The sequence below is a fragment of the Zobellella endophytica genome (genome assembly GCF_003012775.1).
In the GTDB taxonomy this organism is placed as follows: Bacteria; Pseudomonadota; Gammaproteobacteria; order Enterobacterales; family Aeromonadaceae; genus Oceanimonas; species Oceanimonas endophytica.
Genome location: NZ_PXYG01000007.1, coordinates 25,013 through 39,164 on the forward strand (window position 1 = coordinate 25,013; position 14,152 = coordinate 39,164).

Sequence of the window (14,152 nt, forward strand, 5' to 3'; positions counted from 1 at the left end):
TCAGCTGCTTGGAATATCCAGTATCTGGCCTACCTTGACCACGTCCGATTGCAGCTGGTTATGACCCTTGAGCCGGCTGACCGACACCCCGTAGCGCTGAGCGATCAGCGACAGGCTCTCGCCGGTGCGCACCGTGTGCTGGCGAGCGGCCTGGGACACCGACTGGCTGGCCACCATGGTGCCGCTGGGCGGGTTCTGCCGATAGTAGGATTTGACCCCGCCGAACACCGCCTGGGCGACCTTCTGCTGGTGTGCAGCGGTCAGCAGCAACTGCTCTTCCTGGGGGTTGGAAATAAAACCCGCTTCGATCAGCAGCGAGGGGATGTCCGGCGACTTGAGCACCGCCAGGCTGGCGTGCTCCGGCTTGCTCTTGTGCAACCTCACCACCTTGCCCATGGCGGACAGGATGTGCTCGCTGATGGCGTAACTGTCGGCGCGGGACCTGTCCATCGACAGATCGAGGAAGGTCCGGGTCAGGTAGGGGTTGCCGTCGGCCTGGGAGATCACCTCGCCCACCCCGCCAAGCAGCTCCGACTGGCGTTCCTGTTTTTCCAGCCAACCGGCCATCTCCCGGTTGGCCCGGTTGGAGGACAACACCCAGACCGAGGCGCCACGCGGACCGCTGTTGGCCACGCTGTCCGCATGGATCGACAACAGCAGGTCGGCCTTGGCCTTGCGCGCGATTTCCGAACGCTGGTTGAGGTTCACAAAATAATCACCGGTACGGGTCAGTACCGCCCGCATGCCCGGCTCCTTGTTGATCAGCTCAGCCAGGCGACGGGAAATGGCCAGGGTAATGTGTTTCTCCCGGTTTTTCTTCGGCCCGATGGCCCCCGGATCCTCTCCCCCGTGGCCGGGATCGATGGCCACCACGATTTCTTTCTGGCCGACCGGGGTGGCCTGGCGCACCACCTGCTGCGGGGCCCGGCTCTGATCTTCATAAGGCAGATCGATCACCAGGCGATGGCCGTAATCCCCCGCCGGCGCCAGCGGAAAGACCACCGGCTTGACCGCCGCCTTCAGCTCGAACACCAGTCGGAAACTGCCTGCCGCCGGCGGCTTGCTGTCGCGGATTTTGGTGATCAGCTCGCTGTTGTTGCCGATGGCAGCGAAACTGACCCGGTTCTGGGTCTGGTTCAGATCGACCACCAGTCGATGGGGGTCGTTGAGCAGAAAATAGTCGTAGGCCGGCGCCGAGCCCATGTCCAGCACGATGCGGGTATTGTCGGGGGAAGGCCAGACACGGATGCTTTCCAGCTGATTGGACCAGGCCGACACACTGAATAACACGCAGAAAAAGGCAAGTATCGACTTCACGCTTGAATTTTCTCCAGCAACGCCTTGCCGACCGGGCTGACCGCGTGCAGCGTCGCTTCGCGTCGCTCGCCCCGGTAGCCGAGGGTAATATCAAGATCCGCCGGCGGCAACATGCCGCTGCCCTGCTCGGGCCACTCCACCAGGCACAGGCTGTCTTGAGAAAAATAATCACGAATTCCCATATATTCCAATTCTTCCGGATCGGCAAGGCGGTAAAGATCGAAATGATACACCTGCCAGCGTGCCGTCCGATAGGGCTCGACCAGGGTATAGGTAGGACTTTTCACCTTGCCTTCGTGCCCCAGGGCGGTGATGAATCCCCGGCTGAAGGTGGTTTTGCCCGCGCCCAGGGCACCGTGCAGGAAGATCACCGTCGCCTCGGTGCAGGCCCGGGCCAGGGTTTGCCCCAGCGCCAGCGTCGCGGCCTCATCGGCCAGTACCTGTGTCCATTTGTGTGTCGTTGTCATGCTCGTCTGCTTGATTGATCAGCGTTCTGATTGGAGATAATAAGTCCGAGGCCAGCAGGCCAAGACGCCCATTCTGGGCGGCCATATCGCCGGCCAGGCCATGCAGGCACACCGCCAGACGCGCCGCCCGGGCGGGATCCAGGCCCTGGGCCAGAAAGGCGCCGATTATACCAGATAACAGATCGCCCATGCCGCCCGATGCCATGCCCGGGTTGCCATAATGACATAAACTGACACCCTGCTCATCCGCGATCAGGCTGCCGGCCCCTTTCAAGACCACCACGCCGCCATATTGTTCCCGCAGGTGGCGCACCGCGGCCAGCCGGTCCGCCTCGATCTCCGCCACCGGGACTCCCAGCAACACCGCCGCCTCCCCCGGATGGGGCGTGAGCACCCACGGCCTGTTCTCGGGCAAGGCAGCGCGACCGGCGGCCAGCAGATGCAGTCCATCGGCATCGATCACCATGGGCATACCACCGCCGATGGCCGCCTCGAACATGGCACCGGCCCAGTCGTCCCGGCCCAGCCCCGGCCCCAGTACCAGGGCATCGGCCCAGGACCAGTGGCTGAAACCGGGAAAGGCCGCCGTCATCAGCTCCGGGCGCGACAGATTCAGCCAGTGCGCCATGGCCGGGTGGCTGACGATGCGGACCAGGCCGGTCCCGCAGCGCAATGCCGCCTCGCCGGCCAGGCGCACCGCGCCACTCATGCCCGCATTGCCCCCCACTACCAGCAACCGGCCGGCCTCCCCCTTGTGTGCCCCCCGCCGCCGCCGGGGACGCCATCGCCGGACCCGCTGCCACTGCAGCAGCTCCGCCACCGGCACCTGCCGCAGCCTGGGCTGAATGCCCAGATCCGCCAGCAGCAACAGGCCCGTAACATCGGGGCCCCGCCCAGTGAGCAACCCCGGTTTCAACCCGACGAAGGACAGGGTAACGCTGGCCGACACCGCCTCGCCCAGAATACGGCCGGTGTCGGCACAGAGTCCGGACGGCAGATCCACCGCCAGCACCGGCGCCGCCGTGAAATTGATCAGCCGGATACAGCGCCTGGCGGGTGCGCGGACTTCTCCCTTGAGGCCGGTGCCGAGCAGGGCGTCGATGATCAGATCAGGACTGTCCTGCAGGGCCTCCAGGCTTTCGATGGCGCCACCATCGGCCCGGTAATGATCCCGGGCGGTGGCCGCATCGCCAGTCAGCGCCTGAGCGTCCCCCAGCTGCACCAGTTGCACCCGAATGCCCGCCGCCCGCGCCAGCCGCGCCACCACATAGCCGTCGCCGCCGTTATTGCCGCCGCCGCAGAACACCCACCAGTGACGGGCCTGTGGCCATTGCCGCCGGGCCAGTTCGAACAGCGCCAGCCCGGCCCGGGACATCAGTTCGAACAGGGCGATGCCGGCGGATGCCGCCGCTTGCCGTTCTCCGGCCCGGATCTGCTCCGAGAGCCAGAGCGACTGTGTTAGACTATGGGGCTTTTCCAGACCGATAATGCTCATGACCGCTCCCGACCTTGCCGCTTTGGCTCACGATATCAAGCTCTGGGCAGCAGAGCTAGGCTTCGACCAGGTGGGCATCACCGATACCGACCTGGCCGCCCACGAGCCCCTGCTGGCCGACTGGCTGGAAAAGGGCTATCACGGCGAGATGGAATACATGGCCCGCCACGGCATGATGCGCACACGCCCCCAGGAACTGCTGCCGGGCACCTTGCGGGTGATCTCGGTGCGCATGAACTACCTGCCGGAGCAGGCCGCCATCGCCCGGGTACTGAGCGACCCGGACAAGGGCTATATCAGCCGCTACGCCCTGGGCCGGGACTACCACAAGGTGCTGCGCGGCCGGCTGAAGAAGCTGGCCGACCGGATAGCCGAGCAGGCCCAAGAGCTTGTCGCCCGCCCCTTCGTCGATTCGGCGCCGATACTGGAGCGGCCGCTGGCGGCCAAGGCCGGCATCGGCTGGGTGGGCAAGCACTCGCTGTTGCTCAACCGTCAGCAAGGGTCCTTCTTCTTTCTGGGCGAACTGCTGGTCAACCTGCCACTGCCGGTAGACGCCCCGGTAGAGGAAGGCTGCGGCAAATGCGTGGCCTGCATCACCACCTGCCCCACCGGCGCTATCGTCGCGCCCTATGTGGTGGACGCCCGGCGCTGCATTTCCTATCTCACCATCGAGCTGGACGGCCCCATACCGGAGCCGTTGCGGCCGCTGTTGGGCAACCGTATCTACGGCTGCGACGACTGCCAGCTGATCTGCCCCTGGAATCGCTTCGCCGATGCCAGCCGGGAGCCGGATTTCGCCGCCCGGGACGATCTCCATGCCCCCGAGCTGCTGGCCCTGTTCGCCTGGAGCGAAGCTCACTTCCTGAAGATGACCGAAGGCAGCCCCATCCGCCGCATCGGCCATCGCCGCTGGCTGCGCAATATCGCCGTGGCCCTGGGCAACGCCCCCGCCTCGGAACAGATCATCCAAGCACTGGAACAGAAGCGGGAAACGGCGGACGAGCTGGTGCGGGAACATATCGACTGGGCCCTGGCGCAACAGCGACAAGGGCTGGCCCGGGCGGATCGCAAGACCGAACGGTTGATCCGCGTCGTGGACAAGGGCATGCCGGATCATGCCCGTTAAGCCCGGTCTGGCTTGATATATCGAGGCGGCTTTCAGCCACAAAAAAACCGACCCTGAGGTCGGTTTCTTTTGATTTGGAGCGGGAAACGAGACTCGAACTCGCGACCCCAACCTTGGCAAGGTTGTGCTCTACCAACTGAGCTATTCCCGCGTAATACTTTTAACTTGTGCATGGGGCCGCGGCGCGACCCTCATCAACTTCAGCAAGGTCCAGCTCTACCAACTGAGCTATTCCCGCAAAATACTTTACTACTTTCAATGCCGCCTTGGTGAGCCGCATCACTGAAATTTGGAGCGGGAAACGAGACTCGAACTCGCGACCCCAACCTTGGCAAGGTTGTGCTCTACCAACTGAGCTATTCCCGCAAAATACTTTTAACTTGTGCATGGGGCCGCGGCGCGACCCTCATCAATTTCAGCAAGGTCCAGCTCTACCAACTGAGCTATTCCCGCAAAATACTTTACTACTTTCAATGCCGCCTTGGTGAGCCGCATCACTGAAATTTGGAGCGGGAAACGAGACTCGAACTCGCGACCCCAACCTTGGCAAGGTTGTGCTCTACCAACTGAGCTATTCCCGCAAAATACTTTACTACTTTCAATGCCGCTTTGATGAGCCGCATCACTGAAATTTGGAGCGGGAAACGAGACTCGAACTCGCGACCCCAACCTTGGCAAGGTTGTGCTCTACCAACTGAGCTATTCCCGCAAAATATTTTTAACTTCTCTATCGGGCCGTTTGCAACCTTCATCAGCTTCAGCAAGGTCAGCTCCATTGAACTGTTCCCGCATAAACCCTATCGTAACCAGCATTTTGCTTCACAATTCCGGCTGGCTACGGGAGGCGAATTATACGAGCCGATTGATCGAATGCAAGATTTTTTTCGCCCCCGCTTATTGTTTGCTGAATTAACCGGCAAACGGGCAAAAATCACTCAGATTTTGAACACCTGCTGCCGGTAGAACTGCAGTTCACCGATGGATTCGCGGATATCGTCCAGCGCCTGGTGGGTGCCGGCTTTCTTGAATTGATCCAGCAGCGCCGGCTGCCAGCGGCGCACCAGCTCCTTGATGGTGCTGACATCGATATTGCGATAATGGAAAAAAGCCTCCAGCTCCGGCATATGGCGGGCCATGAAGCGTCGATCCTGGCCGATGGAGTTGCCGCACATCGGCGAGGTCTTCTCCGGCACCCACTGGCGCAGGAACGCCAGGGTCTGCGCCACCGCCTCGGCTTCGCTCACCCGGCTCGCCTGCACCCGGGCCACCAGCCCGGTGCCGGTGTGGGTACGCACGTTCCATTCATCCATCTTGGCCAGCTCGGCAGCGCCTTGATGGATAGCCAGCACCGGCCCCTCGGCCAGCACGTTAAGCTCCTTGTCGGTGACGATACTGGCGATTTCGATGATTCTGTGCTCATCGGGTTCCAGACCGGTCATCTCCAGGTCAATCCAGATCAGATTTTCTGCATTTTGGCTCATGTTGCGTCTCTAAGGGCGTGGCAATGGGGACAAGGTTGAACGGGAAAGTGTATCATAGCCGGCAGTGAAAGCGGGTTCGAGGACATCGTGACCAAGAAAAAGCAGTTAAGCAAGGGCCAGAAGCGCCGGGTAAGCGATAACCACAGCCGGCGGCTCAAACGCCAGCAGTCCGAGTCTATCGACGACAGCCTGCTCGGGCCGCCCCAGGCAGGGGTGGTGATCAGCCGCTTCGGCCAGCACGCCGACATCGAAGACCATGAAGGCCGAATCCATCGCTGCAATCTGCGTCGGACCCTGAGTTCCCTGGTCACCGGTGATCGGGTGGTCTGGCGCCCGGGTGTGGAAGCCATGCAGGGCATCAGCGGCGTGGTGGAAGCGGTCCATCCCCGCCAGACGATACTGACCCGCCCCGACTACTACGACGGCATCAAGCCGGTGGCCGCCAATATCGATCAGATAGTGGTGGTGTCCTCGGTATTGCCGGAGCTGAGCTGCCACATCATCGACCGCTATCTGGTGGCGGCGGAAGACGTGGACATGCCGCCGATGATCGTGCTCAACAAGGTGGATCTGCTGACCGATGAACAGCGCCGGCAGGCCGAACAGGCCCTGCAGCGCTACCGCGACATCGGCTACCAGCTGTTGTTCGTCAGCCGCGACAGCGGCGAGGGGCTGGACGATCTCAAGCAGGCACTGAAGGATCACACCAGTATTTTCGTCGGCCAGTCCGGGGTGGGCAAGTCGTCCCTGGTCAATGCGGTCATGCCCCATGTGGAGGCGATGACCGGCGCCGTGTCCGACAACTCCGGCCTCGGCCAGCACACCACCACCACCGCCCGACTGTACCACTTCCCGTCCGGCGGCTCGTTGATCGACTCTCCCGGTATCCGCGAGTTTTCCCTCTGGCACCTGGCTCCCGAGCGGGTGGCCTGGTGCTTTCGTGAATTCAGGCACTACCTCGGCGGCTGCCGCTTCCGCGACTGCAAGCACGGCACCGATCCCGGCTGCCTGCTGCAACAGGCCAGAACCGAAGGGGCCATTCATCCGGAACGCCTGGAGAGCTATCACCGCATCATGGACGCCATGGCGGACAAGCCCAGCCGCCACCAGCCCAAATCCTGATCTTCCCGTGCAATGACCTTTTCGGAACCAAGATGACAGACCATTTCAAAATCCTGCTGCAATACCTGCTTCCCAAACACCTGCTGTCCCGCCTGGTCGGCCGCCTGGCCGCCATGGAGGGCGGCCGACTCACCCAGTGGCTGATCCGCCGCTTTATCCGGCGCTACCAAGTGGACATGAGCGAGGCCCAGTATCCGGATCCGGCCCATTACCGGAGCTTCAACGACTTCTTCACCCGTCCGCTGAAAGACGGAGTCCGCCCACTGGTGGAAGGGGGCGACCTCATCGCCATGCCGGTGGACGGCGCCATCAGCCAGCTTGCGCCGATCCAGCAGGGCCGCATCATCCAGGCCAAGGGCCACGACTACAGTGCCCGGGCCCTGCTCGGCGGCGACAAGACCCTGGCCGCCCCCTTCATGGGCGGCGACTTCGCCACCCTCTACCTGGCGCCCAAGGATTACCACCGCATCCATATGCCGCTGGACGGCGTGCTGAAAAGCATGATCTACGTGCCCGGCGAGCTGTTCTCGGTCAACCCGCTCACCGCCTCCCGGGTGCCGGAGCTGTTTGCCCGCAACGAGCGGGTGGTGTGCGTCTTCGACACCGCCGCCGGCCCCATGGCCCTGGTGCTGGTGGGCGCCACCATCGTCGCCAGCATCGAAACCGTGTGGGCAGGGACCATCACCCCGCCCGTGGGCCAGCGCGTGCAGCGCTGGGACTATGATCCGGCAACGGCGCCGCGCCTGGCCAAAGGCGAGGAAATGGGCCGCTTCAAGCTGGGCAGCACCGTGGTCTGCCTGTTCGCCCCCGGCCGGGTCGAGCTGTCCGCAGCCTTTCAGCCCGGCACCCCCACCCGTATGGGCACCGAATTCGGACGCCTGCAGCAGGACTGAACCATCGCAGGTTTTCACCTTTTAACATCGAGAGTCAGCCGTGTTTGCCCCCATACTGCTGTTTTTTGCCCTCCTGTTGTTGCCGGGCCCGGTGCCGGCGGATCAGAGCATTGCCGATATCGAAGCCCTGCTGTCCGAAATCCCGGAGGGCGACAAGCCCGAGCTGCAAAAGCTGCGCGACAGTTATAACCAGGCCCTGCAACTGGTGCGGGAAGGAGAGCGCTACCAGCAACAGGCCGAAAGCCTGAAGCAGTTCATGGACGATTACCCGGCCGAGTTGCAGAAGCTCGAGCGCCGGCAGGCCGGACTCAAGCCCACGGCCACCGATGGCATCGACCGGCTCGGCGAAGCCGCGGTGCAGCAGGCGCTGGTGGATGCCCAGGCGCAACGGCTGGAGCTGCGCCGCCAGCGGGAAGAGCTGACCAACGCCCTCAACCTGCAGGAACTGAGCAACAGCGGCCTGCACGACCTGCTCGACGATCTGCGCCAGCAGCTGCGCACGACCCAGCAGAGCCTGGATGAGCTGCAGTTTGCCGACAACCAGGATCGGCAGCAGAACGCCAACCGCATCCTGGCCATGGTGCGTGAACAGAACCTGCAAAAACGCATTCAGGCGCTGGAGCTGGAGCAGCTGTCTTCCGGCAACAGGGACAGCCTCAACCGCCTGCGGCTGGAGATACTGCAGAGCCAGCTGCAGGATCTGGACGTCTACATCGACGCCCTGCAGCACCGCCAGAACGAATTGCGCCGGGCCACCACCGAAGCAGCCATCGCCGAGAGCGAGCGCCTGCTGGACGAAGTCGAGACCGACTCGGCCCTGCTGGCGGAGCAGCAGCAGCGCAACCAGCAACTGTCCGGTCTGCTCGGTGACAAGAGCCGGGAGGTGGAAGCCCTGCAGTTGGAGTATCAGGCGGTGGAGCGGGCCGCCTCCGAGCTGGCGACCATGAAGACCAACCTCAAGGAGCAGCTGGAATGGCTGCAGGTCAGCCGCGGTTTCGGCGAAAACCTGCGCAATCGCCTGAGCGAATTGCCGGCGCCTTACTCCTTGCCCCAGCTCGAGGCCCGCATCGTCCAGAGCCGGGTCGACAAGTACGGCTACCAGGAGTCGCTGGACGGCCTGAAGAACAACAGCTATCGCCAGGGCCTGCTGGCCAGCACCCTGGAGCAGCCGCCGAGCGAGGAGCAGTTGCTGTTGCTCGATGAACTGCTCGCCACCCAGCGTCGCCTGCTGGAGCGGCTGATCAGCGCCACCGACAACCATATCCATGAGCAGACCCGGCTCAAGGTGGCCTACAGCCGGCAGAACAGCCAGCTGGAGGAGATCCGCGCGCTGACCGATGAACGACTGTTCTGGCTGCCGGATCTGCGTCCGGTGGGCAGTCAGTTTCCGCTGGCGCTGATGGAAACCCTGGGCTGGCTGTTCACCGCCAGCACCTGGACCGCCCTGCCCCAGTCCCTGCTGCAGCAGGGCGGCGCCAGCCTGACCCTGTACGGCATCAGCTCCCTGCTGGTGGTGTATCTGTGGCTGTTGAGCCGGCGCAGCCTGCGTGATTACCTGGACAAGATAGGTCCGCGCATCGGCAACGTCACCCAGGACAAGTACGACTACACCTTCAATACTCTGCTGCTCAGCCTGCTCACCGCCCTGCCGATACCGGCGCTGCTGTCCCTGCTCAGCAACGCCATCGACTCGCCCTGGGCACCGCCGGTGGTGGCCGCCCTGGCCCACGCCCTCGACAAGATGATGCTGCCGGTGTTCATCCTGCTGTTCATCGGCAACCTGACGATGAACAAGGGCCTGCTGGTGGTGCACTTCAACCTGCCCCGGGAGCGGGTGCGGCGGATCTGGCGCCAGTTCCAGACCCTGATGCTGACCCTGATGCCGGCGCTGCTGCTGTTTTATACCACCCAGGAATACCGGGATTTCTCACTCTATGACAGCCTGGGGCGGTTGAGCTTTATCTTTACCTGCCTGCTGGTCAGTCTGTTCTCCTGGCGCCTGTACCGGGAAGATCTGCCGCTGCTGGTGTCCACCCCCAAGAGGGAGCACCTGACCCTGGTCAACCACCTGCTCTGGGGGTTGCTGATCGTCGCCCCGCTGCTGGCGCTGGGCGCGGCCATCATGGGCTACCTGTTCACCGCCCACACCCTGCTGCGCCAGCTGGAAATTTCGGTGATCGCCGGGGTCGGCTTCCTGATGTTCTACTATCTGGTACGGCGCTGGATGCTGCTCCAGCGCCGCCGGCTGGCGTTCGAGCGAGCCAAGGCCCGGCGGGCGGAAATCCTGGCCCAGCGCAAGGAAAAGGAAAAAGAGGACAGCGCCGAAACCCCGCCCAGCCCGGAGGCGGAAGCGGCCGCGGTGGCCGAGGTGGATCTGGACATCATCAGTGCCCAGTCGCTGGGGCTGCTGCGCTCGGCGCTGATGCTGGGCTATATCCTCACCCTGATGCTGCTGTGGTCGGAGATCAACACCGCCTTCAGCTTCCTCGACACCATCGAGGTCTGGCAGGTTTCCAGCACCCTGGCCGGAGAGGACACCCTGGTGCCGATCTCGTTGCGGGATTTGGTCATCGCCGTCTTCGTGGTGGTGCTCACCTGGATCACCGCCCGCAACCTGCCGGGCCTGATGGAGCTCAGCCTGCTGCAGCACCTCAACCTGTCGCCGGGCACCGGCTTCGCCATCACCACCATCTCCAAGTACCTGGTGCTGATGGTCGGCGCCTTCACCACCTTCGCCATGCTGGGCATCGACTGGTCCAAGACCCAGTGGCTGGTGGCGGCGCTGTCGGTGGGCCTGGGCTTCGGGCTGCAGGAGATTTTCGCCAACTTCGTGTCCGGCCTGATCATCCTGTTCGAAAAACCGATCCGCATCGGCGACACCGTCACCATCCGCGATCTGACCGGCACCATCTCCAAGATCAAGACCCGCGCCACCACCATAGTGGACTGGGACCGCCGGGAGATTATCGTGCCCAACAAGGCCTTTATCACCGAGCAGTTCATCAACTGGTCGCTGTCCGATGCCATCACCCGGGTCAAGCTGCTGATCCGGGTACGGCTGGATGCGGATATCGAGCTGGTGCAGCGGCTGACCCACGAGGCCATCGGCGAGTGCAGCCTGATCCTGGACAACCCGGTGCCCGAGGTGTTCCTGATAGAGCTGACCGACTCGGCGTTGGTATACGAGGTGCGGGTCTATGTCAACGACATGAGCCACCGCATGCCGATGACCCACGAGCTGCACAACCTGCTGCTGGACCGGCTGCGCCGCCACGACATCAAGATACCGCACCAGCAGGTGGATATCCGCCTGATCGGCGAGCATCCCATCAACACCCAGCCGGGAGCAGCCCATGCAAAACCGGCTTAAACTGCTGATCGCCATCCTGCCGCCGCTGCTGGTGCTGAACCTGCCGGCCGAGCTGCTGCCGTTGCCGGCGCCGACCCTAGTGGAGCAGCGGCTGCTGGCCATCTTCCTGCTGGCGGCGCTGATGTGGGTACTGGAGCCGGTACCGGTGTTCGCCACTTCCCTGCTGATCATCGGGCTGCTGCTGGTGATGACCTCGGATCAGGCGGCCACCTGGCTTATCCGCGAAAGCAGCAGCCAGCCCCTGGGCGAGCTGCTGCCCTACCAGACCATCATGGGCAGCTTCGCCTCGCCCATCATCATCCTCTTCCTCGGCGGTTTCGCCCTCGCCCTGGGTGCCGCCAAGTACCGGCTCGACACCAACCTGGCCAACACCCTGCTGCGTCCCTTCATGGCCAGCCACGACCGGCTGATGCTGGGGATAATGCTGATCACCGCGCTGTTTTCGATGTTCATGTCCAACACCGCCACCACCCTGATGATGCTCACCATCATGGGGCCGGTGTTCGCCACCCTGGGGCTGCAGGCGCCGTCCACCCGCGGCCTGCTACTGGCCATTCCCATCGCCGCCAACCTCGGCGGCATCGGCACCCCCATCGGCACCCCGCCCAACGCCATCGCCCTGCAGTACATGGCCAATCCGGTCGACTTCCTGACCTGGATGGCCTTTGCCGTGCCCCTGGTGCTGGTGCTGCTGCTGGCGGCCTGGCGGCTGTTGTTGAGGTGGTACCCCTCCACCGAACTGGGCCTGTGCCTGACCCTGGAAAGCCGCTTCGAACGCTCGCCCCGGGCCTGGTTGCTCTACGCCACCTTCGCGCTGACCATAGTGCTGTGGCTCACTTCCTTCTGGCACGGCATGAACAGCTATGTGGTGGCGGTGATCCCGCTGGTGGTGTTCAGCCTCACCGGCATCATCACCCCCGCCGATCTGCAGAAGATCAACTGGGACGTGCTCTGGCTGGTAGCCGGCGGCATCGCCCTGGGGCTGGCGTTGGATCAGTCCGGGCTGGCGCGCAAGCTGGCCCTGTCGTTGCCCCTCGAGCAACTGCCCGGGGCGGCCATCCTGCTCAGCCTGCTGCTGGTATGCTTCCTGCTGGCCAACGTCATGTCCAACACCGCCACCGCCAACCTGATACTGCCGATCACCGCCGCCGTGGCCACCGGCTACCAGGGCATGGCCGACTACGGCCTCGACAGCGCCCTGGTGCTGGTGGCCCTGTCCTGCTCGCTGGGCATGATATTGCCGGTGAGCACGCCGCCCAACGCCCTGGCCTACGCCACCGGCCTGGTCAGCACCAGGGACATGCTGCGCACCGGCCTGGCGGTGGGCCTGTTCGGCCTGGCGCTGCTGCTGGTGGTGATGCTGGTACTGGGCGCGGTGGGATGAACTTCACCCTCAAACAGTTGCGGCTGTTCGTGGCGGTGGCGGAGCATGGCAGCCTGAGCCGGGCCGCCGACACCCTGGCGATCACCCAGTCGGCGGCCACCATGTCGCTGCAGGAGCTCGAGCGCCAGCTCAATCACCCGCTGTTCGACCGGGTCGGGCGCCGGCTCAGGCTCAATGCCTGGGGGCTCTGGCTGCTGCCCCGCGCCCAGAAGATGCTGGCCGAAAGCGACCAGATCGAGCTGGGCTTCCAGGGCAAGAGCCCCATCGCCGGGCGGCTGCGCCTGGGTGCCAGCCGCACCATCGCCGACTGCTGGATCCCCGAACTTATCGAGCTCGGCGCCCGCCGCTACCCGCAGCTGGACATCGGCCTGGCGGTGGACAACACTCACAGCCTGCTGCAGCAGCTGTACCAGGGCCGGCTGGAAATGGCACTGATCGAAGCCCATGCCCAGGAGAAGTGGCTCCGCCTCGATCCCTGGTGCCGGGACGAGCTGGTGATCGTCTGCCAGCCCGCGCATCCCCTCGCCCGGGAACCGGAGGTCGGCCTGGCTCAACTGGAAGCCTGCGAATGGATACTGCGCGAGTCCGGCTCCGGCACCCGGGACACCTTCGAGCAGGCCCTGCAGGGACGGCTGGGCCCGCTGAAAATCCGTCAGGAATACCCCCACCTGCCCACCATCAAACGGCTGTTGCAATCCAGGCCCTGGCTCAGCTGTGTGTCCCGCCTGAGCGTGGCCGAGGAGCTGGCCGCCGGCACCCTGGTCGCCCTGCCGGTGCCCGAGCTCTCCCTCAGCCGTTTTTTCTATTTCGCCTGGCACAAGGACAGGGGGGATCACCCTGCACGCATGGCGCTGATCGAGCTGGCCAGGGAGCTGCTGGAGTGACCGGACGGCATCGCCATCGACACCAGGAGAGGCGGGTAAAAACCGGGGGCGGCGCTTGCTTTTTTCGCGCCGGACGAGAATAACTACAATATGGACCCTCATCGGGAGGTCTCGATAATGTTACGCCTGTTGTTCTTTATCCTGCTGCTGAGCGGCTGTGCCGCCCCTTATGATTACGCCGAAAACGTCGACTTCGGCCGCTTCGATACGGTGGCCCTGGCCCCCGCCGGCGATTTCAGCTCCCTCGACGGTGGCCGCATCGGCGAGGCGGCCCGCGCCCTGCTGCCGTCACGAGGGCTGGCCCTGGCCACCCCGGGGCAGGCTTCGCTCTGGCTGAACTACCAGTTGGTGGAAGAAACCCGCCTGCTGACCACCATGCCCCGCATGTTCAGCCGTCACGATTCCTTCTGGCACGACGAGGAGCGGGTCTACGGCGCCGTGCGCGAGCTCAAGCTCAAGCTGTGGCTGGAGCAGCCCGGCACCGGCAAGGTAGTGTGGAACAGCAAGCATCCGCGCGCCTTTCCCGCCGACCGCTTCCGCGGCGCCGAACGCAGCGGCCGCGTTTACACCCAGGTGGCGGAGCTGCTGGAGAACTACCCGCCGCGCCACTGAA

At 64.0% G+C, this 14,152-nt stretch carries 11 protein-coding genes and 4 tRNA genes; 7 read left to right on the forward strand and 8 right to left on the reverse strand.

The annotated features are described in order from the left end of the window. The 3 genes from C7H85_RS14645 to C7H85_RS14655 are packed head-to-tail and all read right to left on the reverse strand — an operon-like array spanning window position 1 to window position 3,279. Window positions 1–1,317, reverse strand: coding sequence for an N-acetylmuramoyl-L-alanine amidase (locus C7H85_RS14645; RefSeq protein ID WP_106730447.1), 1,317 nt, complete (start codon window positions 1,315–1,317; stop codon window positions 1–3). Continuing rightward, complete coding sequence (tsaE, locus tag C7H85_RS14650) at window positions 1,314–1,784, reverse strand: tRNA (adenosine(37)-N6)-threonylcarbamoyltransferase complex ATPase subunit type 1 TsaE (protein ID WP_106730448.1); 471 nt, start codon at window positions 1,782–1,784, stop codon at window positions 1,314–1,316. Before tsaE ends, C7H85_RS14645 begins: the two co-directional genes overlap by 4 nt. Beyond that, entirely contained in the window at window positions 1,744–3,279 is a 1,536-nt protein-coding gene (locus C7H85_RS14655) for an NAD(P)H-hydrate dehydratase (RefSeq protein ID WP_106730449.1), read from the reverse strand. The genes tsaE and C7H85_RS14655 overlap by 41 nt, the downstream gene beginning before the upstream one ends. On the opposite strand from C7H85_RS14655, the gene queG reads away from it, so the two are divergent. After that, window positions 3,278–4,405: a tRNA epoxyqueuosine(34) reductase QueG gene (queG, locus tag C7H85_RS14660; RefSeq protein WP_106730613.1), complete on the forward strand. Its 1,128-nt coding sequence runs from the start codon at window positions 3,278–3,280 to the stop codon at window positions 4,403–4,405. The two genes, C7H85_RS14655 and queG, sit on opposite strands and share 2 nt — an antisense overlap. 75 nt (window positions 4,406–4,480) lie before the next feature. Here the strand turns inward: queG and C7H85_RS14665 are convergent. The 5 genes from C7H85_RS14665 to orn form a co-directional block, all read right to left on the reverse strand. Then, window positions 4,481–4,556: transfer RNA gene (locus C7H85_RS14665), tRNA-Gly, on the reverse strand. 139 nt (window positions 4,557–4,695) lie between these two features. Beyond that, window positions 4,696–4,771: transfer RNA gene (locus tag C7H85_RS14670), tRNA-Gly, on the reverse strand. A gap of 139 nt (window positions 4,772–4,910) precedes the next feature. Then, window positions 4,911–4,986 (reverse strand) — tRNA-Gly (locus tag C7H85_RS14675). A 52-nt stretch (window positions 4,987–5,038) separates the two neighbouring features. After that, window positions 5,039–5,114, reverse strand: a tRNA-Gly gene (locus tag C7H85_RS14680). Window positions 5,115–5,340: 226 nt separating this feature from the next. Next, window positions 5,341–5,886 carry an oligoribonuclease gene (gene orn / locus C7H85_RS14685; protein ID WP_106730450.1) on the reverse strand — a complete coding sequence of 182 codons (546 nt, stop codon included), beginning with the start codon at window positions 5,884–5,886 and terminating at the stop codon, window positions 5,341–5,343. 87 nt (window positions 5,887–5,973) lie between these two features. Here orn and rsgA point away from each other — a divergent pair, with 87 nt between their 5' ends. The 6 genes from rsgA to C7H85_RS14715 all read left to right on the forward strand — a co-directional run bounded on the left by rsgA (window position 5,974) and on the right by C7H85_RS14715 (window position 14,151). Next, window positions 5,974–7,008 carry a small ribosomal subunit biogenesis GTPase RsgA gene (gene rsgA / locus C7H85_RS14690; RefSeq protein ID WP_106730451.1) on the forward strand — a complete coding sequence of 345 codons (1,035 nt, stop codon included), beginning with the start codon at window positions 5,974–5,976 and terminating at the stop codon, window positions 7,006–7,008. A 32-nt stretch (window positions 7,009–7,040) separates the two neighbouring features. Beyond that, entirely contained in the window at window positions 7,041–7,901 is an 861-nt protein-coding gene (gene asd, locus C7H85_RS14695; protein WP_106730452.1) for an archaetidylserine decarboxylase, read from the forward strand. A gap of 40 nt (window positions 7,902–7,941) precedes the next feature. After that, window positions 7,942–11,271, forward strand: coding sequence for a miniconductance mechanosensitive channel MscM (gene mscM, locus C7H85_RS14700; RefSeq protein WP_106730453.1), 3,330 nt, complete (start codon window positions 7,942–7,944; stop codon window positions 11,269–11,271). Beyond that, window positions 11,255–12,655, forward strand: coding sequence for an SLC13 family permease (locus C7H85_RS14705; protein ID WP_106730454.1), 1,401 nt, complete (start codon window positions 11,255–11,257; stop codon window positions 12,653–12,655). Before mscM ends, C7H85_RS14705 begins: the two co-directional genes overlap by 17 nt. Next, entirely contained in the window at window positions 12,652–13,539 is an 888-nt protein-coding gene (locus C7H85_RS14710) for a LysR substrate-binding domain-containing protein (RefSeq protein ID WP_106730455.1), read from the forward strand. The genes C7H85_RS14705 and C7H85_RS14710 overlap by 4 nt, the downstream gene beginning before the upstream one ends. Window positions 13,540–13,656: 117 nt before the next feature. Next, window positions 13,657–14,151 (forward strand): DUF4136 domain-containing protein, encoded by a 495-nt coding sequence (locus C7H85_RS14715; RefSeq protein ID WP_106730456.1) that lies wholly within the window; start codon window positions 13,657–13,659, stop codon window positions 14,149–14,151. Window position 14,152: the final 1 nt, after the last annotated feature.

Excerpts from the sequence above, each read along its gene's own strand:
- tsaE (WP_106730448.1), bottom strand. The coding sequence starts at position 1,784 with ATGACAACGACACACAAATGGACACAGGTACTGGCCGATGAGGCCGCG.
- C7H85_RS14705 (WP_106730454.1), top strand. The coding sequence starts at position 11,255 with ATGCAAAACCGGCTTAAACTGCTGATCGCCATCCTGCCGCCGCTGCTG.
- C7H85_RS14715 (WP_106730456.1), top strand. The coding sequence starts at position 13,657 with ATGTTACGCCTGTTGTTCTTTATCCTGCTGCTGAGCGGCTGTGCCGCC.
- asd (WP_106730452.1), top strand. The coding sequence starts at position 7,041 with ATGACAGACCATTTCAAAATCCTGCTGCAATACCTGCTTCCCAAACAC.
- C7H85_RS14710 (WP_106730455.1), top strand. The coding sequence starts at position 12,652 with ATGAACTTCACCCTCAAACAGTTGCGGCTGTTCGTGGCGGTGGCGGAG.
- C7H85_RS14655 (WP_106730449.1), bottom strand. The coding sequence starts at position 3,279 with ATGAGCATTATCGGTCTGGAAAAGCCCCATAGTCTAACACAGTCGCTC.
- orn (WP_106730450.1), bottom strand. The coding sequence starts at position 5,886 with ATGAGCCAAAATGCAGAAAATCTGATCTGGATTGACCTGGAGATGACC.
- queG (WP_106730613.1), top strand. The coding sequence starts at position 3,278 with ATGACCGCTCCCGACCTTGCCGCTTTGGCTCACGATATCAAGCTCTGG.